This is a genomic window from Streptomyces sp. NPDC047022 (assembly GCF_040644155.1).
Taxonomy (GTDB): domain Bacteria; phylum Actinomycetota; class Actinomycetes; order Streptomycetales; family Streptomycetaceae; genus Streptomyces.
On record NZ_JBEYVV010000004.1, the window covers coordinates 158,477 to 179,073 of the forward strand.

The window sequence follows — 20,597 nt, forward strand, 5'->3', positions numbered from 1 at the left end:
TCCCGCGGTCAGAGCGAGAACGGGATGTAGCAGGCGGCGGCGAGGACGACCGAGCCCCAGCCCAGCAGGGCCGGCTTGCGGTACCAGGCGTCGTCGCCCTCGGCGGGCGCCTCGGCCATCCCCGGGGACCTGGTGCCGTACACCAGTCCCTGCAGGGACTCCTCCGGCTTCGGCCTGGTGAACAGGGACACGATCACCATGACGACCGCGCCCGCCACGAAACCGGCGATGGCGGAGACGAAGTTGGCGCCCTGGTCGGAGGGGATGCCGATGAGGCCGTGCTTGTAGATGACGAAGTAGTTGACCATCGCGGTCACCGTGCCTGCGAGCAGGCCCCACAGCCCGGACTTCGCGGACGCGCGCTTCCAGAACATGCCGACGACGAAGACCACGAACATCGGCACGTTGAAGAAGGAGAACAGCGTCTGGAGGTAGCTCATGATGTTCGAGAACGAGGAGGCGAGGAAGGCCGTGCCGATGGAAGCGAGCACGCCGATCGCGGTGATGAGCCGCCCGAACCTCACGTAGTACGCGTCCTCGCGGTCCTTGACCACGTACTTCGCCCAGATGTCGTTGGTGAACACCGTGTTGAACGACGACACGTTGGCCGCCATGCCGGCCATGAACGCCGCCAGCAGTCCGGTCACGGCGATGCCGAGCACGCCGTTGGGCAGCAGCTCCTGCATCAGGTACGGGATCGCGTCGTTGTACTGGAGGTCCGAGCCCGGGGTGCCGATCTTCGGGACGAGGGCGGCGGCGACCAGGCCGGGGATCATCACCAGGAAGACGATGAAGATCTTCGGGTAGGCGGCGATCAGCGGGGTTCGCTGGGCGGCCGAGAGGTTCTTCGCGGACAGCGCGCGCTGTACCTCGGCGAAGTTGGTGGTCCAGTAGCCGAAGGACAGCACGAACCCGAGGCCGAGGACGATCGTCAGCCAGTTGGCGCCCAGCGGGTTGGCGTGCCCGATGCCGGTGCCGCCCCAGGCGGTGGTGAAGTCATGGCCGTGGGCCGCGGTGAGCTTGTGGGTCAGTCCGCCCCAGCCGCCGACCTTCCTCAGGCCGAGCACGGTGATCGGGATGAGGGCCGCCAGGATCACGAAGAACTGGAGCACCTCGTTGTAGATCGCGGACGAGAGCCCGCCGAGGGTGATGTACGCGAGCACGAAGAAACCGGCGACCACGATCGCCACCCACTGCGGCCAGCCCAGCAGCGCCTCCACGACGATCGCGAGGGCGTAGAGGTTCACACCCGCGATCAGGATGGCGGCAAATGCGAACAGGATCGAACTCAGCACATGCGCCCCCTTGTCGAAGCGCAGCAGCAGGAACTCCGGGACCGAGCGGACCTTGGAGCCGTAGTAGAACGGCATCATCACCAGACCCAGGAAGACCATGGCCGGGATGGCGCCGATCCAGTACCAGTGGACGGTGTACGCCCCGTACTGAGCGCTGTTGGCGGCCATGCCGAGGATCTCGGTGGCGGCCAGGTTGGCCGAGATGAAGGCCAGGCCCGTGATCCAGGCGGGCAGTGAGCGCCCGGACAGGAAGAAGTCGAGGCTGGTCTTCACGGAGCGGCGGGCGGCGAAGCCGATGCCCAGCACGACGGCGAAGTAGATCCCGAGGATCGTGTAATCGAGGCCGTTCGTGGGGAGTCGTAGCCCTGCCGCCAGATATGTGGGGGTCTGCATGAGTACTCGCTTCGTTGCGTGAGCCGATCAGAGCGGAACCTACGCCCCTGCGTTCGATATTTGAACAGTTCTGATGACGCTCTTTGTTTGATTGTGATGTTGACCTCTGATGGTGCAACGTGGTTTGTTGTGTTGAGTTATGTTTGAAGACTGGTTCGAGTGCGGATGCCGCGGATGGCGCGTCCGGTGACACGTCCGGCCTGGCGGCAGAAAGGCAAGTAGTCGTGAAGAAGACCTCGACCCGGCTGGCCGACGGTCGTGAACTCATCTACTACGACCTGCGCGACGACACCGTGCGGGACGCGGTGGACCGCCGGCCGCTCCAGCGGACCGTCACCACCTCCGAGACCCGGCGTGACGTGCTGCTCGGCGACTCGGTCGCCGTCGCCTCCCACCGCCAGGGCCGCACCTACCACCCCCCGGCCGACGAATGCCCGCTGTGCCCCTCGCTTCACGGCAGGCTCAGCGAGATCCCCGACTCCTCCTACGACGTCGTCGTCTTCGAGAACCGCTTCCCCTCCCTCGCCGGTGACTCCGGACGCTGCGAGGTCGTCTGCTTCACCTCCGACCACAACGCCTCCTTCGCGGACCTCACCGAACGGCAGGCCGGCCTGGTCCTCGACGCCTGGACCGACCGCACCGCGGAGCTGTCCCACCTGCCCTCCGTCGAGCAGGTGTTCTGCTTCGAGAACCGTGGCCAGGAGATCGGCGTGACCCTCGGCCACCCGCACGGTCAGATCTACGCGTACCCCTTCACCACCCCCCGCACCGCCCTGATGCTCCGTTCGCTCGCCGCCCACAAGGAAGCGACCGGCGGGGACAACCTCTTCGACGCCGTCCTGGAACGCGAGCTCGCCGGTCAGCGGCTCGTCCTGGAGGGTGAACACTGGGTGGCCTTCGTGCCGTACGCCGCGCACTGGCCCTACGAGGTCCATCTCTACCCCCGCCGCCGCGTCCCCGACCTGCTCGCGCTCGACGAGGCCGCGCGCACAGAGTTCCCCAAGGTGTATCTGGAACTCTTGAGGCGCTTCGACCGGATCTTCGACGGGCGAGGTGGTGGCGAGCCGCCGACGCCGTACATCGCGGCATGGCACCAGGCACCGTTCGGCGCCTGGGACGGGCCCGAGGGCGTCGCTCGGGACGACTTCGCGCTCCACCTCGAGCTTTTCACCGTCCGCCGCACTTCCGGCAAGCTGAAGTTCCTCGCGGGTTCCGAGTCCGGCATGAACGTGTTCATCAACGACGTGCCGCCGGAATCCGCGGCCCAGCGACTGCGAGAGGTAGCGAGTTCATGAGCGGGAAGTACCTGGTCACCGGCGGCGCGGGCTATGTCGGGAGCGTGGTCGCGCAGCACCTGCTGGAAGCGGGGCACGAGGTCGTCGTCCTCGACAACCTCTCCACCGGCTTCCGCGAGGGCGTACCGGCGGGCGCTTCCTTCATCGAGGGCGACATCCGCGACGCCGCCACATGGCTGGACCCCTCGTTCGACGCGGTCCTGCACTTCGCCGCCTTCTCCCAGGTCGGCGAGTCGGTGGTGAAGCCCGAGAAGTACTGGGACAACAACGTCGGCGGCACGATGGCGCTGCTCGGCGCGATGCGCGAGACGGGCGTGCGCAAGCTGGTCTTCTCCTCCACCGCCGCCACCTACGGCGAGCCCGAGCAGGTGCCGATCGCCGAGACCGCGCCGACGCGGCCCACCAACCCCTACGGCGCCTCCAAGCTGGCCGTCGACCACATGATCACCGGTGAGGCCGCCGCGCACGGCCTGGCCGCGGTCTCCCTGCGCTACTTCAACGTGGCGGGCGCCTACGGCAGCTGCGGCGAGCGGCACGACCCCGAGTCCCACCTCATCCCGCTCGTGCTCCAGGTCGCACAGGGCCGCCGCGAGGCGATCTCGGTCTTCGGCGACGACTACCCGACACCCGACGGCACCTGCGTACGCGACTACATCCACGTCGCGGACCTGGCCGAGGCCCACCTGCTGGCCGTCGGCGCCGCCACCCCCGGCGAGCACCTGATCTGCAACCTCGGCAACGGCAACGGCTTCTCCGTGCGCGAGGTCATCGAGACCGTCCGCAAGGTCACCGGGCACCCGATCCCGGAGGTCGTGGCCCCGCGCCGCGGCGGCGACCCGGCGGTCCTGGTCGCCTCCGCGGCCACGGCCCGCGAACGGCTCGGCTGGAACCCGTCCCGCGCGGACCTCGCGGGCATCGTCGCGGACGCATGGGAGTTCGCGCAGAACACCGCCGAGGAGCAGTAGGTGGGCGTACGCGAGGGCTTCGCGCAGCTGTACGGGACGGCACCCGAGGGTGTGTGGGCGGCACCGGGCCGGGTCAACCTGATCGGTGAGTACACGGACTTCAACGAGGGGTTCGTGATGCCGTTCGCCCTGCCGCACACGGCCCTCGCGGCGGTCTCCCGCCGCACCGACGGCGTACTGCGGCTGCACTCCGCCGACATCGGGGGACCGATCGTCGAACTGCGCGTCGACGAGCTGGAACCGCGGACGGACACCGGCTGGGCCGCCTACCCGGCCGGCGTCGTCCATGTGCTGCGCGAGGCGGGCCACCCGGTCACCGGCGCCGACCTCCACCTGTCCTCGACGGTGCCGACCGGTGCGGGCCTGTCCTCTTCGGCCGCGCTGGAGGTCGTCACCGCCCTCGCCCTGAACGACCTTTACGGCCTCGGCCTGACCCGCCCCCGGCTCGCGCGGCTCGCCCAGCGCGCCGAGAACGACTTCGTGGGCGTGCCGTGCGGGGTCATGGACCAGACCGCGTCCGCCTGCGCCACCGAGGGCCACGCCCTGCACCTCGACTGCCGAGACCTGTCCCTGCGCCAGATCCCCTTCGACCTGGCCGCCCACGGCCTGGTGCTGCTGGTCGTCGACACCCGGGTCAAGCACGCCCTTGGCGACGGGGCGTACGCCGAGCGGCGCGCGGGATGCGAGGAGGGCGCACGGCAGCTCGGCATCAGGCACCTGCGCGACCTCGCCTACGAGGACCTGCCGGCCGCGCTCGGGCGCCTGACCGACGAGCGCGTGCGCCGCTATGTGCGCCATGTCGTCTCGGACGACCACCGCGTCGGACGCGTCGTGGCCCTGCTCGACGCGGGCGAGGTCCGGGCGATCGGCCCCGTGCTGACCGAGGGTCACCGCTCCCTGCGGGACGACCTGCGTATCTCCTGCCCGGAACTGGATCTGGTGGTGGGCACGGCGAACGCCTCCGGCGCGCTCGGTGCCCGGATGACGGGCGGCGGCTTCGGCGGTTCGGCGATCGTCCTGGCCGAGGCCGCGGACGCGGACACGATCACCAAGGCGATCGAGGAGGCGTTCGCCGCCGCCGGCTTCACCACGCCCCGGGTGTTCCCGGCGGCGCCGTCGGCGGGCGCCCGCCGACTGAGCTGACACCGTCATCCGCCCGAGCCGCTGCACCAGGACGTCAGGACAGGCGTTTGGTCATCGTGTACTCCGTGATCCCCGGCGGATAGTCGGGGATCACGCACACCACGTCATACCCCCGCTTACGGTAGAAATCCGGCGCCTGGAAGTCCCAGGTCTCCAGGCGTGCGGCCGTGCATCCGCGCCCCTGGCGCGCAACGCGCTCCGCCTCGGCCAGCAGGCGGGTGCCGAGGCCCGCGCCGCGGTGCCGTTCGTCCACCCACAGATGGGCGATGTGCAGCCATGTCGTCCAGGTGTGGCCGACCAGCCCGCCCGCCAGCTCGCCCGAGGCATCCAACGCCCATACGTGCAGGGGGACTTCACGTTCCAGCGGCGTTCCGCGCAGTGCGCGCACCACCGGGGACGCCGCCATGTTCGTCTCGTGCAGCCGGGCGCGAAGCAAGTCCCGCCGCTGCCTGTGGACTTCAGTCTCGATACGAAACATGCGGCTCACCATAAACGCGCTGGCCAATCAGTTCTGTGAATCCCCTTCCACTCCCCGCCCCTGGCCCTACGCTGTGAACAGCGCCGATCGGGGGGTCGGTGCCGGCCAGGGGGCGAGACAGCCGGGTACGACGCCCTGAGCGGGGCAGCAGTTGGCTGCGTCGCCCTGTCCCAGGTGAGGATCCGGGGAGCATTCCGGGCGTGCCGTACCCCGCACCGGTCGTCCCCCGAGCAGTGGGGGTTTGAGTGGTTCGTATCCGAGTCCTGGTCGTCGACGACCATCGCATTTTCGCCGAGTCCCTCGCCGCCGCACTGGCGGCCGAGCCCGACGTCGAGGTGTCCGCGGCCGGCAGTGGCCCGGCCGCGCTGCGCTGTCTGGAACGCGCCGCCGCCGAGGGCCGCGGGTTCGACGTGATGCTCATCGACGCGGACCTCGGGGGCAACGTCCCGGGCTCGCGCCCGGCGGTCCCCGTCCATGACGGTGACGAGGAAGGGCTGGTCGACGGCATCTCCCTGGTCGCGGGGGTGCGTTCCGCGCGGCAGCAGCCGGGTGTGCGCACCGTCGTCCTGGCCGAGCGGGACGATCCGCGGCGCGCGGCCCTGGCCCTCCAGGCCGGAGCGTCCGGCTGGGTGGCCAAGGACTGCTCGCTGTCCCGGCTGCTCACGGTCATCCGGGGAGTGCTGAGGGACGAGACGCACCTTCCGCCCGCCCTGCTCACCGGTGTGCTGCGCGAGCTGACCGCGGCCCGCAAGCACCGCACCGAGAGCGAACGCCTGGTGGAGTCACTGACGCCCCGGGAGCGCGAGGTGCTGCGCTGCATGGTCGCGGGACTCGGTCGCAAAGCCGTCGCCGAGCGGCTGTTCCTGTCCCCGCACACCGTCCGCACCCATATGCAGAACGTCCTCGGGAAGCTGGGCGTCCACTCCACCCTCGCCGCCGTCGCCCTGGCCCGCCGGGCCGGCATAGGGCCCGTCGACCTAGCCGGGGATGTTGTCGAACGGGGCGGTCAGCTGGCGTAGCAGCGCGGCCAGGTCACCGCGCTGGGCCGAGCTCAGCTCCGCCAGGATGGCGCGCTCCTGGTCGAGCAGCCCGGCGAGCGCCTGATCCGCCCGGTCCCGGCCCTCGTCCGTGAGACGCACCAGCACACCACGGCGGTCGCTGGGATCGGGCAGCCGCTCGACCAGGCCCTTTTTCGCGAGGCGGTCGATGCGGTTGGTCATCGTGCCGGAGGTGACCAGGGTCTGCGTCAGCAGCTGGCCGGGGGAGAGCTGATAGGGGCCCCCGGCGCGCCTCAGCGCGGTGAGAACGTCGAACTCCCACGGTTCCAGGCTGTGTTCGGCGAACGCCAGCCGGCGGGCGCGGTCCAGGTGCCGGGCCAGCCTGCTCACACGGCTGAGTACCTCGAGCGGTTCCACGTCGAGGTCCGGGCGCTCCCGACGCCACGCCGCGACCAGCCGATCGACCTCGTCCTCCATGACGATCAGTGTAGTGGTTGTGTCGACATTGAGTCTCTTGAGGTGGAGCCTCTTGGGGTCAAGTCCCTTGAGATGAAGTTTCTCGATATCGACTCTCTTGACATCGAGATAATTTTCCGAGGATGATCAATGCGCCGGAGGCGTCCACGGGGGTGGCGCCTCCGCCCGAGAACCTTCGAAAGCCTTCGAAAGCCTCGAGAGGACCTCGCCCCCATCCCTCGTGAAGGAGGCACACATCATGCCCACCGCCCCCACCTGGGACCCCGGCCAGTATCTGCGCCACGCCGGCCACCGAGCCCGCCCCTTCGCCGATCTGCTCGCCCGCGTTCCCGCTCTTCCCCGCGACCCGGCCCGCATCGCCGACCTGGGCTGCGGCCCCGGCAATGTCACCGTGCTGCTCGCCGACCGCTGGCCCACCGCGCACATCACCGGGTACGACAACTCACCCGAGATGCTCGACAAGGCCCACACCGACCACGAGGGCCCGACCCGGGGCGGAGGCGGACTCGACTTCGCCCACGCCGACGCCCGGCACTGGACACCCGCCGAGCCCTACGACCTGATCATCAGCAACGCCACCCTGCAATGGGTACCGGGACACGCCCACCGCTTCCCCGACTGGATCGGCGCCCTCACCCCCGGCGGCACCTTCGCCTTCCAGGTGCCCGGCAACTTCGGCTCGCCAAGCCACCGCCTCATGCGGGAGATCGCCCACTCCGCCCGCTGGAAGGACCGCCTCGGCGACACCCTGCGCCACGACGACGCCGTCCTCACGCCCGAGGCCTATCTGGAGCACCTCACCGCCCTCGGCTGCACCGCCGACGTCTGGGAGACCACCTACCTCCATCTGCTGGAGGGCGAGGACCCGGTCCTCGACTGGGTGAAGGGCACCGGACTGCGGCCGGTGCTCACCGAGCTGGGCGAGGACGCGGAGGACTTCGTCACCGAGTACCGCGCGGCACTGCGCCAGGAATACCCGCCCACCGGCCACGGCACCGTGTTCCCCTTCCGCCGCGTCTTCGCCGTCGCCACGAAAAAGGCCTGAGCGATGCTCGCCGCCCTCGACCACGTCCAGCTCGCCGCACCCCCCGGCTCGGAGAACCTGCTGCGCGCCTACTACACCGACGCCCTCGGCATGACCGAGATCCCCAAGCCGCCGGTGCTCGCCGCACGCGGAGGCTGCTGGTTCCGGGCAGGGGCCGTACAACTGCACCTCGGCATCGAGAAAGACTTCCGGCCCGCGAAGAAGGCACATCCCGGGCTGCGGGTGACGGACATCGAGGCCTGCGCCGCCCGGCTGGTCGCCCATGGGGCGGCGGTCACCTGGGACGACACCCTCCCCGGCCACCGCCGCTTCTACTCCGAGGACCCCGTGGGCAACCGGCTGGAGTTCCTGGAACCGGTGGCCGCCCGCCACGGCACCGGTCATCACGACGAGTGACCGCGCCGCCCGCGCCTCAGCTCTTCCGGTGCCCGATCAGCCGCGGCTTCGGCTCGAGCCCGTCCAGCCCGTGCCACGCCAGGTTCACCAGATGCGCGGCCACCTCCGCCTTCTTCGGGCGTCGCACGTCCAGCCACCACTGCCCCGTCAGCGCCACCATGCCGACCAGCGCCTGCGCGTACAGCGGAGCCAGCTTCGGATCGAAACCGCGGCTCTTGAACTCGCGGCCCAGGATGTCCTCCACCTGGGTCGCGATGTCGGAGATCAGCGACGCGAACGAACCCGTCGACTGCGGAATGGGCGAGTCCCGCACCAGGATGCGGAACCCGTCCGTGTACTCCTCGATGTAATCCAGAAGAGCGAAGGCCGCCTGCTCGCACAGCTCCCGCGGGTGTCCCGCCGTCAGCGAACTCGTCACCATGTCCAGCAGGCGGCGCATCTCGCGGTCCACGACCACCGCGTACAGCCCCTCCTTGCCGCCGAAGTGCTCGTACACCACCGGCTTGGACACCCCGGCCTTCGCCGCGATCTCCTCCACCGAAGTGCCCTCGAACCCCTTCGCGGCGAACAGCGTGCGACCGATCTCCAGCAACTGCTGACGCCGCTCCGCGCCGGTCATCCGGGTGCGGCGCGTACGCCGCTGCTTCTCGCTGCTCGGGGTGCTGGATGAGTCGGTCGCCACGCTCTCAATCATGCCGCGTCAGCGGTCGCCCTCCCGCGCCGGGAGCCGTCCCCACCCGTGCTGCGGCGCGAATCGATACGTGAGCGTGACGGCCAGCGCACGTCGTACGCCCAGCCGAGCCGTTCGAACCAGCGGATCAGCCGCGCCGAGGAGTCGAGCTGACCGCGCTCCACACCGTGCCGCGCCGACGTCGGGTCCGCGTGGTGCAGGTTGTGCCAGGACTCGCCGCACGACAGGATCGCCAGCCACCACACATTGCCCGAACGGTCCCGCGACTTGAACGGGCGCTTGCCCACCGCATGGCAGATCGAGTTGATCGACCAGGTCACATGGTGCAACAGCGCCACCCGGACGAGTGAGCCCCAGAACAACGCGGTGAACGCGCCCCACCACGACATCGTCACCAGCCCGCCGATCAGCGGTGGCAGCAGCAGGGACACACCCGTCCACAGCACGAACTGACGGGAGATGGCCCGGATCGCCGGATCCTTGATCAGATCGGGCGCGTACTTCTCCTGCGACGTCTGCTCCTCGTCGAACAGCCAGCCGATATGCGCCCACCACAGGCCCTTCATCAGGGCCGGAACGGTCTCACCGAACCGCCACGGAGAATGCGGGTCGCCCTCCGCGTCCGAGAACTTGTGGTGCTTGCGGTGGTCGGCCACCCAGCGCACCAGCGGACCCTCGACCGCCAGCGACCCCGCGATCGCCAGCGCGATCCTGAGCGGCCGCTTGGCCTTGAAGGAGCCATGCGTGAAATAGCGGTGGAAGCCGATCGTGATGCCGTGACAGCCCAGGAAGTAGAAGAAGACCATCAGACTCAGATCGAGCCAGCTCACCCCCCACCCCCAGACCAGCGGCACCGCAGCGACGAGCGCCAGGAACGGGACGATGATGAACAGCAGCAGCGTGAACTGCTCGATCGAGCCCTTGTGCTCGCCGCCCAGCGTCGCGGAGAGCTGCGGCAGGTCGCCGTCCGCCTCCGGGGCGTCATCGATCACGTCGGAGCTTGTGGCCATGGGCGTCCCCTGGGGGGTCGAGGGTCGAGGGTCGAGGGTCGAGGCAAGTGCCCGGATACGGAACAGGGTGCCCCCCCGGATCTGACGGGAGTCCCTACGGCTCCGTAACCTACGGCGTCGTAAGTATGGCAGTGTGCCACCCCGCGGCAAGAGCCCCTGACCCTGCGCGTCCGTGTGGACACCTATCCTGGGAGCCGGTCGGACAGCGCGGTCCGCTCTGATTCCTTCCCGGACGCCAGGGCTCTGAGCGGCACCCGCCGCACGGCACCCCTTCCGGGTCCCCTCCAGACGAGCTTCAACACTGCAAGGAGCCGCACCTGTGAGCAGTGCCGACGACCAGACCACGACGACCAGCAGCGAACTTCGCGCCGACATCCGCCGACTGGGTGATCTGCTCGGCGAGACCCTGGTGAGGCAAGAAGGCCCCGAACTCCTGGAGCTGGTCGAACGAGTCCGCCGGCTGACCCGCGAGGACGGCGAGGCAGCCGCCGAACTCCTGCGCGGCACCGAACTCGAGACCGCCGCCAGACTGGTACGCGCCTTCTCCACCTACTTCCACCTGGCCAACGTCGCCGAACAGGTCCACCGAGGCCGCGAACTGCGCGCCCGGCGCGAAGCCGAAGGCGGACTCCTCGCCCGCACCGCCGACCGTCTCAAGGACGCCGACCCGCAGCACGTACGCGAAAGCGTCGAGAACCTCACCGTGCGCCCCGTCTTCACCGCACACCCCACCGAAGCCGCACGCCGCTCGGTCCTCAACAAGCTCAGGCGCGTCGCGGAACTGCTCGAAACCCCCGTCACCGCGGCCGACCGCCGCCGCCACGACTCCCGCCTCGCCGAGAACATCGACCTCGTATGGCAGACCGACGAACTCCGCGTCGTACGCCCCGAGCCCGCCGACGAGGCCCGCAACGCCATCTACTACCTCGACGAACTCCACGCCCACGCCGTCGGAGACGTCCTCGAAGACCTCACCGCCGAACTCGAACGCGTCGGCGTCAAGCTCCCCGACACCACCAGGCCCCTCACCTTCGGCACCTGGATCGGCGGCGACCGCGACGGCAACCCCAACGTCACCCCCCAGGTCACCTGGGACGTCCTGATCCTCCAGCACGAGCACGGCATCAACGACGCACTCGACACCATCGACGAACTGCGCGGCCTGCTCTCCCAGTCCATCCGTTACACCGGAGCCACCGAGGAACTCCTCGAATCCCTCCGGGCCGACCTGGACCTCCTGCCCGGGATCAGCCCCCGCTACAAGCGCCTCAACGCCGAAGAGCCCTACCGCCTCAAGGCCACCTGCATCCGCGAGAAGCTCACCAACACCAAGAAGCGCCTCGCCGCGAACACCCGGCACGAACCCGGACGCGACTACCTCGGCACCGCCGAACTCCTCCACGACCTCAGGATCGTCCAGACCTCACTGCGCGCCCACCGCGGCGGACTCTTCGCCGACGGCCGCCTCGCCCGCACCATCCGCACCCTCGCCGCGTTCGGACTGCAACTGGCCACCATGGACGTCCGCGAACACGCCGACGCCCACCACCACGCCCTCGGCCAGCTATTCGACCGCCTCGGCGAGGAATCCTGGCGCTACGACGACATGCCCCGGGAGTACCGGCACAAGCTGCTCGCCAAGGAACTCCGCTCACGCAGGCCCCTCGCCCCCACCCCCGCCCCCCTCGACGCCGCCGGCGCCAAGACCCTCGGCACCTTCGAAACCGTCGGACGTGCCCTCGACGCCTTCGGCCCCGAAGTCATCGAGTCCTACATCATCTCGATGTGCCAGGGGGCCGACGACGTCTTCGCCGCCGCCGTCCTCGCCCGCGAGGCAGGCCTCGTCGACCTCCACGCCGGCTGGGCCAAGATCGGCATCGTCCCGCTCCTCGAAACCACCGACGAACTCAAGGCCGCCGACACCATCCTCGAGGACATGCTCTCCGACCCCTCCTACCGACGGCTCGTCGCCCTGCGCGGCGACGTCCAGGAGGTCATGCTCGGCTACAGCGACTCCTCCAAGTTCGGCGGCATCACCACCTCACAGTGGGAGATCCACCGCGCCCAGCGCCGCCTGCGCGACGTCGCCCACCGCTACGGAGTACGACTGCGCCTCTTCCACGGACGGGGCGGCACCGTAGGCCGAGGCGGCGGCCCCACCCACGACGCCATCCTCGCCCAGCCCTGGGGCACCCTCGAAGGCGAGATCAAGGTCACCGAACAGGGCGAGGTCATCTCCGACAAGTACCTCATCCCCTCCCTCGCCCGCGAGAACCTGGAACTCACCGTCGCCGCCACCCTCCAGGCCTCCGCCCTGCACACCGCCCCCCGCCAGTCCGACGAGGCCCTCAACCGCTGGGACGCCGCCATGGACGTCGTCTCCGACGCCGCCCACGCCGCCTACCGCACCCTCGTCGAAGACCCCGACCTGCCCGCGTACTTCTTCGCCTCCACCCCCGTCGACCAGCTGGCCGACCTCCACCTCGGCTCCCGCCCCTCACGCCGCCCCGACTCCGGCGCCGGCCTCGACGGACTGCGCGCCATCCCCTGGGTCTTCGGCTGGACCCAGTCACGGCAGATCGTCCCTGGCTGGTACGGCGTCGGCTCCGGCCTCAAGGCACTGCGCGAAGCGGGACTCGACACCGTCCTCGAAGAAATGCACGAACAATGGCACTTCTTCCGCAACTTCATCTCCAACGTCGAGATGACCCTCGCCAAGACCGACCTGCGCATCGCGCGCCACTACGTCGACACCCTCGTCCCCGACAACCTCAAGCACGTCTTCGCGACGATCGAGGCCGAACACGAACTCACCGTCCGTGAGATCCTCCGCGTCACCGGAGAACAAGTCCTGCTGGACGCCCAGCCCGTCCTCAAGCAGACCTTCACCATCCGCGACGCCTACCTCGACCCGATCTCCTACCTCCAGGTCGCCCTCCTCAAGCGCCAGCGCGACGCGGGGGCAGCCGGCACCGAACCCGACCCGCTGCTCTCCCGCGCCCTGCTCCTGACGGTCAACGGCGTCGCCGCCGGCCTGCGCAACACCGGCTGACGCCCACCCGGACACCCGCGCACCCGGACACGGCAGTGCCCCCGAGCCCCGCATGGGCCCGGGGGCACTCCACCACCGTACGCCGTTCAGATCACCAGGAAAGCGGTCGTCAGCAGCACCAGCCCCGCAGCCGCCAGCACCCACGCCGCCCGCACCAGCCGCAGCCCGCCCGCCACCACCACCGAAGCCAGCAACAGCGCCCCGCCCAGCGGAACCCACGCGTACAGAATCCCCGCAGGACCCGACCGCACGACATCATCCGAACCCGGCTTCACCACCACCGTGTACGTCTGGCCCCGCCGCACCGCGACCGACTTGTCGATCACCACGCTCCTGCGCGCCGCCGCCCCGGCCGACACAGGCGTGAACGGGCCACGGCACGTGTCCGCCCCGCACCGGTCCACCTCGATCGAGCCCCGCTCACGGCCCTTGGTCAGCATCACGTACTGCGCGGTACCCCAGGAACCCCAGACACCACCGATCAGAATCACCACAGCGACCGCACCCACGACCGCGAGCTGCCCGAACCGCAGCGCCGCGACCGCACCCTGAGAAGAGGAGACGGCAGAAGGCATGGCCGCGATACTTGGCCATCGCTCCACGCCTGGTCAACCCCGGCTCGAACCAGCGGGCGACAAGTCCCCAGTTGTACGCACGTATCGACGGCGCGCCCCCGCCGGTACCGGCGGACTCAGGAGTTGTACGAGCCCTGCGCCCGCTCCAGACCCTCGATCACCAGACACTCCACCGCGTCCGCCGCCCGGTCCACGAAGTAGCCCAGCTCCTTGCGCTCCGCGGACGAGAAATCCTTCAGCACGAAATCCGCCACCTGCATACGCCCCGGAGGACGCCCGATCCCGAACCGCACCCGGTGATAGTCGGCGCCCATCGCCTTCGTGACCGACTTCAGCCCGTTATGGCCGTTGTCCCCGCCACCCAGCTTCACACGCAGCGCCCCATAGTCGATGTCCAGCTCGTCGTGCACCGCCACGACCTGCGCCACCGGCACCTTGTAGAAGTCCCGCAGCGCGTTCACCGGCCCACCCGACAGATTCATGTACGACATGGGCTTCGCCAGGATCACCCGGCGGTTCGCGGGACCCGGCGGCCCGATCCGCCCCTCCACGACCTGCGCCTGCGCCTTACCGGCACGCTTGAACTTCCCCCCGATCCGCTCGGCCAGCAGATCAGCCACCATGAACCCCACATTGTGCCGGTTCATGGCGTACTCAGGTCCAGGGTTCCCGAGGCCCACGACGAGCCAGGGAGCACCCGCAGGGGTGGTCACGTCCATGCCTCCTTGAATTCCTGCTCGATACGCGCCAGCCGCTGCCCCACACGGGAACAGCGGCTGACACAACGACGTGGATGAGGATCAGGCCTCGGCGCCGGCCTCTTCGCCCTCGCCCCCGGCCGCCTCGCCCTCCGGAGCCTCCTCCGCCTGAGCGGCCAGCACCTGGAGAACCACCGCGTCCTCGTCGACCGCCAGGGTCACACCGGAGGGAAGCGTGATGTCCTTCGCGTGGATCGAGGCACCGGCCTCAAGACCCTCGACCGACACCGTGACGGCCTGCGGAATGTGCGTGGCCTCGGCATCGACCGGCAGCGCCACCAGCACGTGCTCCAGCAGGTTGCCACCCGGGGCCAGCTCGCCCTCGGCGTGCACCGGAACCTCGACCGTGACCTTCTCGCCGCGCTTCACCAGCAGCAGGTCCACGTGCTCCAGGAAGCCCTTCAGCGGGTCACGCTGCACGGCCTTCGGGATCGCCAGCTCGTTGGTCTTGCCGTCGATGTCCAGAGAGATCAGGACGTTCGGCGTACGCAGCGCCAGCAGCAGCTCGTGACCCGGCAGGGTCAGGTGCCGCGGGTCCGAACCGTGACCGTACAGAACACCGGGAACCTTGCTGTCACGGCGGATACGACGCGCGGCACCCTTGCCGAACTCGGTGCGCGTCTGAGCGGCGATCTTCACCTCGGACATATTCACTCCTCGTACAAACAGAACGTTGGGGGTCCCCCTGCTCCTTGGAGCCCGGGGAGGTCACCCGGCCACGAACGGCCTGCTACGAAGAGCGCGTCGATAACGGACCGCCGTACCCATGAGTACGGCCTCCCTCGCCGAGCAACTGCAGCAGTCTACTCGGAGAGGGAGGCCGCACCCAAAACGATCTCCAGCAGCGTTATCGGCGCACCGGCACGATCACTGCTCGTCGAAGAGGCTCGTCACCGAACCGTCCTCGAACACCTCACGCACCGCACTCGCGATCGTCGGCGCGATCGACAGCACCGTGATCTTGTCCAGCTCCAGCTCACCCGGGGTCGGCAGCGTATTCGTGAACACGAACTCGCTGACCTTCGAATTCTTCAGACGATCAGCGGCCGGACCCGACAGCACACCATGCGTCGCCGTCACGATCACGTCCTCCGCCCCATGCGCGAACAGCGCGTCGGCGGCGCCGCAGATCGTGCCACCCGTGTCGATCATGTCATCGACCAGAACGCAGATACGGCCCTTCACGTCGCCCACGACCTCGTGCACCGTCACCTGGTTCGCGACGTCCTTGTCACGCCGCTTGTGCACGATCGCCAGCGGCGCACCCAGACGGTCGCACCAGCGGTCCGCCACCCGCACACGGCCCGCGTCCGGAGACACCACCGTCAGCTTGGAACGGTCCACCTTGTGACCCACGTAGTCCGCCAGCAGCGGCAGCGCGAACAGGTGATCCACCGGACCGTCGAAGAAGCCCTGGATCTGGTCCGTGTGCAGGTCGACCGTCAGGATCCGGTCCGCACCCGCCGTCTTCATCAGATCGGCGATCAGACGCGCCGAGATCGGTTCACGTCCACGGTGCTTCTTGTCCTGCCGCGCGTAACCGTAGAACGGCACAATCACGGTGATCGACCGCGCCGACGCGCGCTTCAGCGCATCGATCATGATCAACTGCTCCATGATCCACTTGTTGATCGGAGCCGTGTGGCTCTGGATCAGGAAGCAGTCGGCACCACGCGCCGACTCCTGGTAACGCACATAGATCTCACCGTTGGCGAAGTCGAAGGCCTTCGTCGGGACAACCCCGACACCCAGCTGCTCGGCGACCTCCTCAGCAAGCTCGGGGTGGGCGCGGCCGGAGAAGAACATCAACTTCTTCTGGCCGGTCGTCTTGATCCCGGTCACGGCACTGTCTCCTCAGAGGTGTCTCAACTCGGTACCGCGAGGCCACCACGGTCGCAGCGACACAACGACTGCAAGCCGGCGGCCGTCACAGCTGGTGGGGGTGCGGGTGTGTGCACTTATCACGGTACGCCGTATCAGACGCACCTGATTGCGGTCAGCCTTCGCCATCCGCCTCCCGGGAAGCCGACTCGGCCGCCTTCGCCGCCGCACTCCCCGGACGCTTACGGGCCACCCAACCCTCGATATTCCGCTGCTGACCACGGGCCACAGCCAGCGAACCGGGCGGCACATCCTTCGTGATCACAGACCCCGCCGCGGTGTAAGCACCATCCCCGACCGTGACAGGAGCCACAAACATGTTGTCCGAACCGGTCCGGCAGTGCGACCCCACCGTCGTGTGGTGTTTGTCCTGTCCGTCATAGTTCACGAAGACACTCGCCGCGCCGATGTTCGTGAAATCACCGATCGTCGCATCACCCACGTACGACAGATGCGGCACCTTCGTACCCTCACCGATGGAGGCGTTCTTCGTCTCCACATATGTACCGATCTTCGACTTCACGCCCAGACGCGTACCCGGCCGCAGATAGGCGAACGGACCCACCGACGCCTCAGGACCCACCACCGCACCATCGGACACCGTGTTGTCCACCCGTGCCCCGGCACCCACCCGGGTGTCCTTCAACCGCGAGTTCGGACCCACCTCGGCGCCCTCCCCGACATGCGTCGAACCCAGCAACTGAGTCCCCGGCTGCACCACCGCGTCCCGCTCGAACGTCACCGTCACATCGACCCACGTCGTCGCCGGATCGACCACCGTCACACCCGCGAGCATCGCGTCCGTGACCAGCCGGTCGTTGAGCACCCGGCGGGCCTCCGCCAGTTGCACACGGTTGTTGATCCCCGCGATCTCCCGGTGATCCGCCGCGACGGACGCACCCACCCGGTGCCCCGCCTCACGCAGGATCCCCAGGACATCCGTGAGGTACTCCTCGCCCTGGCTGTTGTCCGTCCGCACCTTCCCCAGCGCCTCGGCGAGCAGCCGCCCGTCGAAGGCGAACACCCCCGAGTTGATCTCCCTGATCGCCCGCTCGGCCTCGCTCGCGTCCTTGTGCTCCACGATGGCGGTCACGGCACCGCTGGCGGCGTCGCGCACGATACGGCCGTAACCGGTGGCGTCCGGCACCTCGGCGGTCAGCACCGTGACGGCGTTGCCGTCCTGCTGATGCGTGCCGGCGAGCCGCTGGAGCGTCTCACCCGTGAGCAGCGGAGTGTCGCCGCACACCACGACCACGGTGCCGTCCACGGCACCGCCGAGCTCCTCCAGGCCCATCCGCACGGCGTGCCCGGTCCCGTTCTGCTCTGCCTGGACGGCGGTCCGGACGGCCGGGTCGATCGCGGTGAGGTGCGCGGAGACCTGCTCCCTGGCGTGGCCCACGACGACGACGAGGTTCTCGGGCTTCAAGTCACGCGCGGCGGCGAGCACATGCCCGACGAGGGAACGGCCGCAGATCTCGTGCAGGACCTTGGGTGTGGCCGACTTCATACGGGTGCCCTCACCCGCTGCGAGAACGACGACGGCGGCCGGGCGGTTGGCACTCACGGGGATGCCCTTCGGCTTCTGGGGGTGGGGTGGACATCCGCAGGATACCGGGGCGTTGGATGGGGGACATGAGAGCGGGTCCTGACCTCCTTGGTCAGGACCCGAACCGAGCAGCTCCGCCAGCTGGATTCGAACCAGCACTACAGGGCTTCAAAGGCCCGCGGGCTACCAGTTACCCCATGGCGGATCGCTGCGTCAGACCTTACCTGAGACACGCTGAGGCCTGGGCCACCATTCCGGTCCACCAACCCTCGATGCGACGGTAGAGGTCGGCTCCCTGTGACACGCGAATCACGAGGCAGCCGCGGTAGCCCTCACCCACGTTCTTCCGAACGGTCTTCGGGTTGTGCTTCTTGATCGTTGTCTTCTGGAACGTGGAGGCATCGACCCCGACCAGGTCGGCCCAGTAGCGTTCCGCGCCCTCGACGTCCGCTGTGATGTGGATCATCACTCGGAACTTCAAGCGCTCGGGTTCGACGCCCACCAGGGACAACCAGGCGAGGTAGAGCTTGATCACGCCAGGGTCGCTGTTGACGAACAGGACGTTCTCACGCCGGTCGTACGGCTTGTCCTTCGAGCCCTCGGCCCAATAGAGAGCCACGCCCGTCATGAAGAGGTCCCGGCTCGACATCTCGCCGATCTCCCGCGTGGCGGCCGCCTTGGTCTGCTGCCGTGTCTCGTCCCGAACCGCCAACTCATGTTCCCAGCGCTTACGTGCTGCAAGCTTCGCCTGCTCTATCGGGTCGCGACGCTCCGGCTTCGGCAGATCCCGTACCCACAAGGAGATCGAACTCTTCGAGCACCCCAGCTCGACCTGGATCTGGTCGTAAGTCCAGCCCTGGAGTCGCAGCTCCCTCGCCCTGTGCCTCAGGTCGTCCTTGGCGTTCGGGCGTTTCGTCCATTCCGGGGGCGGCTCGCCTTCCAGGAGGCGGTTGAGGATGTCGTTGTTGTGGATGTGCAGCCGGTCCCGGATCTGTCGGCGGCTGAGACCCGCGCGCCGCAGCGCGACCGCCCGTTCCCGCAGGCCTTCGAAGTCCGTGTAGTTGTTCTGTGAATGTGCCATGGGCATACCGTCCGGCCGGAATGTGGGCTTCCGGTGTCGAATGGTGTGTGATTCAGCAGTTCGTGGGATTACAGCGGGTTTCGCTTCTGTGCGAATGCGTAGTGTGGTGTGACGCACCCGTCGAAACTCACCGGAAAACCCCCGCCCCTCGCCCGTAGGCTGGAGGCATGACCACGACGGGGGAAGTCCACAAGGGGGCCGGGGAAGGCCCCTGGTGGTGGGCAAGGTGGCGCAGTGCGGTGCTGGACATCTCGCTCGCGGCGGTGTCTGCCGTGGAGTGTTCGCTGGAGGGGATCGAGTTCTCGCGGGATGCGGGGCTGCCCGTTCCTGTCGGGATGGGGTTCGGGCTGTTCGCGGGGCTGACTCTGGTGCTGCGGCGCAGGTGGCCCATTGCTGTCGTTCTCGTCTCCATCGCGATCACCCCGGCCCAGATGGGGTTCCTGATGGGTGTCGTGGGGTTGTACACGCTGGCGGCGTCCGAGCTGCCCCGTCGGATCATCGGGGCGCTGGCGGGGATGTCGTTCGCGGGGATGTTCATCGTGACGTATGTGCGGGCGCATCAGGGTCTGGTGCGGGGGGATCTGTCGATCGCCGGGGGGTTCATTCCGTTTCTGTCCGTGACCACCGCCCTGGGGATGACGGCTCCTCCGGTGTTGCTCGGGCTGTATGTGGGTGCGCGGCGGCGGCTGATGGAGAGTCTGCGGGAGCGGGCTGATTCGCTGGAGCGGGAGTTGATGCTGCTCGCCGAGCGTGCGGAGGAGCGTGCGGAGTGGGCGCGGAACGAGGAGCGGACGCGGATCGCGCGGGAGATGCATGACGTGGTCGCGCATCGGGTGAGTCTGATGGTGGTGCATGCTGCCGCTCTTCAGGCTGTGGCGCGGAAGGATCCGGAGAAGGCGGTGAGGAATGCCGCTCTGGTGGGGGATATGGGGCGGCAGGCGCTGACCGAGTTGCGGGGGATGCTCGGTGTGTTGCGGACGGGTGAGGGTTTGGGGGTGCGGTCGGCGAGGGCGGAGATGCCGCTTGCGGCTGTCGGGGCTGCGGCTGCGGCTGCTGCGTCGCGGGCGGCGGATGATGTGTCGGAGGGGCCGTGTCTCGCGGAGTTGGAGGAGTTGGTGGGGCAGTCTGCGGCGGCGGGGATGGTGGTGCGGCTGTCGGTGGAGGGTGAGGCGAGGTCGTATGCGCGGCTGGTGGAGCAGACGGCGTATCGCGTGGTGCAGGAGGCGCTGACCAACGTCCATAAGCATGCGGCGGGTGCGAAGACGCATGTGCGGCTTGCGCACCGTTCGGCGGAGATCGCGATGCAGGTGGAGAACGAGCCGCCGCCGGAGCCGGGTGCGGCTCTGGCGGCGCGGTTGCCGAGTGGGGGCAATGGGCTGGTGGGGATGAGGGAGCGGGTGAGTGCGCTCGGTGGGGTGTTTGTGTCGGGGCCGACGGATGCGGGTGGGTTCCGGGTGTCGGCGGTGATTCCGGCGCAGCTGGCCTGAGGCGAGCGGGGCCGGCCGGTCCCTGTGGCCG

At 68.8% G+C, this 20,597-nt stretch carries 19 protein-coding genes and 1 tRNA gene; 8 read left to right on the forward strand and 12 right to left on the reverse strand.

Going from position 1 to position 20,597, the window contains the following annotated elements; translation table 11 throughout:
• Positions 1 to 8: 8 nt before the first annotated feature.
• Positions 9 to 1,688, reverse strand: coding sequence for a sodium:solute symporter family protein (locus ABZ845_RS07430; RefSeq protein ID WP_360974124.1), 1,680 nt, complete (start codon positions 1,686 to 1,688; stop codon positions 9 to 11).
• A 224-nt stretch (positions 1,689 to 1,912) separates the two neighbouring features.
• On the opposite strand from ABZ845_RS07430, the gene galT reads away from it, so the two are divergent.
• From galT to galK, 3 genes are read left to right on the forward strand one after another with little or no spacing between them, the layout of a single operon-like run.
• Positions 1,913 to 2,983 (forward strand): galactose-1-phosphate uridylyltransferase, encoded by a 1,071-nt coding sequence (gene galT / locus ABZ845_RS07435; protein WP_360974127.1) that lies wholly within the window; start codon positions 1,913 to 1,915, stop codon positions 2,981 to 2,983.
• Positions 2,980 to 3,948 carry a UDP-glucose 4-epimerase GalE gene (galE, locus tag ABZ845_RS07440; protein ID WP_360974130.1) on the forward strand — a complete coding sequence of 323 codons (969 nt, stop codon included), beginning with the start codon at positions 2,980 to 2,982 and terminating at the stop codon, positions 3,946 to 3,948. Before galT ends, galE begins: the two co-directional genes overlap by 4 nt.
• On the forward strand, positions 3,949 to 5,091 hold the full coding sequence (gene galK, locus ABZ845_RS07445) for a galactokinase (RefSeq protein ID WP_360974133.1): 1,143 nt from the start codon (positions 3,949 to 3,951) through the stop codon (positions 5,089 to 5,091).
• A 34-nt stretch (positions 5,092 to 5,125) separates the two neighbouring features.
• Here the strand turns inward: galK and ABZ845_RS07450 are convergent, their stop codons facing one another.
• Positions 5,126 to 5,581 (reverse strand): GNAT family N-acetyltransferase, encoded by a 456-nt coding sequence (locus tag ABZ845_RS07450; protein WP_360974451.1) that lies wholly within the window; start codon positions 5,579 to 5,581, stop codon positions 5,126 to 5,128.
• 233 nt (positions 5,582 to 5,814) lie between these two features.
• Here ABZ845_RS07450 and ABZ845_RS07455 point away from each other — a divergent pair, with 233 nt between their 5' ends.
• Complete coding sequence (locus ABZ845_RS07455; protein WP_360974136.1) at positions 5,815 to 6,588, forward strand: response regulator transcription factor; 774 nt, start codon at positions 5,815 to 5,817, stop codon at positions 6,586 to 6,588.
• Here the strand turns inward: ABZ845_RS07455 and tamR are convergent.
• Positions 6,547 to 7,044: a MarR family transcriptional regulator TamR gene (tamR, locus tag ABZ845_RS07460; protein ID WP_360974139.1), complete on the reverse strand. Its 498-nt coding sequence runs from the start codon at positions 7,042 to 7,044 to the stop codon at positions 6,547 to 6,549. The genes ABZ845_RS07455 and tamR overlap by 42 nt on opposite strands.
• A 238-nt stretch (positions 7,045 to 7,282) precedes the next feature.
• Between tamR and ABZ845_RS07465 the strand changes: the two genes are divergently transcribed.
• Both ABZ845_RS07465 and ABZ845_RS07470 read left to right on the forward strand, forming a co-directional pair.
• Complete coding sequence (locus ABZ845_RS07465; protein ID WP_360974142.1) at positions 7,283 to 8,089, forward strand: trans-aconitate 2-methyltransferase; 807 nt, start codon at positions 7,283 to 7,285, stop codon at positions 8,087 to 8,089.
• 3 nt (positions 8,090 to 8,092) lie between these two features.
• Positions 8,093 to 8,485, forward strand: a complete 393-nt coding sequence (locus ABZ845_RS07470; RefSeq protein WP_360974145.1) for a VOC family protein — start codon at positions 8,093 to 8,095, stop codon at positions 8,483 to 8,485.
• A 16-nt stretch (positions 8,486 to 8,501) separates the two neighbouring features.
• On the opposite strand, the gene ABZ845_RS07475 is transcribed toward ABZ845_RS07470, so the two are convergent.
• Together ABZ845_RS07475 and ABZ845_RS07480 are read right to left on the reverse strand one after the other, a co-directional pair.
• Complete coding sequence (locus tag ABZ845_RS07475) at positions 8,502 to 9,179, reverse strand: TetR/AcrR family transcriptional regulator (protein ID WP_360974148.1); 678 nt, start codon at positions 9,177 to 9,179, stop codon at positions 8,502 to 8,504.
• Positions 9,176 to 10,186, reverse strand: a complete 1,011-nt coding sequence (locus ABZ845_RS07480) for an acyl-CoA desaturase (protein WP_360974151.1) — start codon at positions 10,184 to 10,186, stop codon at positions 9,176 to 9,178. Before ABZ845_RS07480 ends, ABZ845_RS07475 begins: the two co-directional genes overlap by 4 nt.
• 319 nt (positions 10,187 to 10,505) lie before the next feature.
• Between ABZ845_RS07480 and ppc the strand changes: the two genes are divergently transcribed.
• Positions 10,506 to 13,238 carry a phosphoenolpyruvate carboxylase gene (ppc, locus tag ABZ845_RS07485; protein WP_360974154.1) on the forward strand — a complete coding sequence of 911 codons (2,733 nt, stop codon included), beginning with the start codon at positions 10,506 to 10,508 and terminating at the stop codon, positions 13,236 to 13,238.
• A gap of 86 nt (positions 13,239 to 13,324) precedes the next feature.
• Here the strand turns inward: ppc and ABZ845_RS07490 are convergent, their stop codons facing one another.
• The 7 genes from ABZ845_RS07490 to ABZ845_RS07520 form a co-directional block, all read right to left on the reverse strand.
• The gene (locus ABZ845_RS07490) at positions 13,325 to 13,813 is read right to left on the reverse strand and encodes a hypothetical protein (protein WP_360974157.1); all 489 of its coding nucleotides are present in this window, start codon (positions 13,811 to 13,813) and stop codon (positions 13,325 to 13,327) included.
• 116 nt (positions 13,814 to 13,929) lie between these two features.
• A complete protein-coding gene (pth, locus tag ABZ845_RS07495) occupies positions 13,930 to 14,532 on the reverse strand; it encodes an aminoacyl-tRNA hydrolase (protein ID WP_360974160.1) in 603 nt (200 codons plus the stop codon).
• Positions 14,533 to 14,613: 81 nt separating this feature from the next.
• A complete protein-coding gene (locus tag ABZ845_RS07500) occupies positions 14,614 to 15,219 on the reverse strand; it encodes a 50S ribosomal protein L25/general stress protein Ctc (protein ID WP_360974163.1) in 606 nt (201 codons plus the stop codon).
• Between the two features lie 219 nt (positions 15,220 to 15,438).
• Positions 15,439 to 16,413 (reverse strand): ribose-phosphate diphosphokinase, encoded by a 975-nt coding sequence (locus ABZ845_RS07505; protein WP_360974167.1) that lies wholly within the window; start codon positions 16,411 to 16,413, stop codon positions 15,439 to 15,441.
• A gap of 154 nt (positions 16,414 to 16,567) precedes the next feature.
• Positions 16,568 to 18,016: a bifunctional UDP-N-acetylglucosamine diphosphorylase/glucosamine-1-phosphate N-acetyltransferase GlmU gene (gene glmU, locus ABZ845_RS07510; protein ID WP_360974170.1), complete on the reverse strand. Its 1,449-nt coding sequence runs from the start codon at positions 18,014 to 18,016 to the stop codon at positions 16,568 to 16,570.
• Between the two features lie 114 nt (positions 18,017 to 18,130).
• Positions 18,131 to 18,203 (reverse strand) — tRNA-Gln (locus ABZ845_RS07515).
• Between the two features lie 15 nt (positions 18,204 to 18,218).
• Positions 18,219 to 19,079, reverse strand: coding sequence for a hypothetical protein (locus ABZ845_RS07520; RefSeq protein WP_360974173.1), 861 nt, complete (start codon positions 19,077 to 19,079; stop codon positions 18,219 to 18,221).
• A 167-nt stretch (positions 19,080 to 19,246) separates the two neighbouring features.
• Here ABZ845_RS07520 and ABZ845_RS07525 point away from each other — a divergent pair, with 167 nt between their 5' ends.
• Positions 19,247 to 20,566 carry a histidine kinase gene (locus tag ABZ845_RS07525; protein WP_360974176.1) on the forward strand — a complete coding sequence of 440 codons (1,320 nt, stop codon included), beginning with the start codon at positions 19,247 to 19,249 and terminating at the stop codon, positions 20,564 to 20,566.
• Positions 20,567 to 20,597 lie beyond the last annotated feature (31 nt).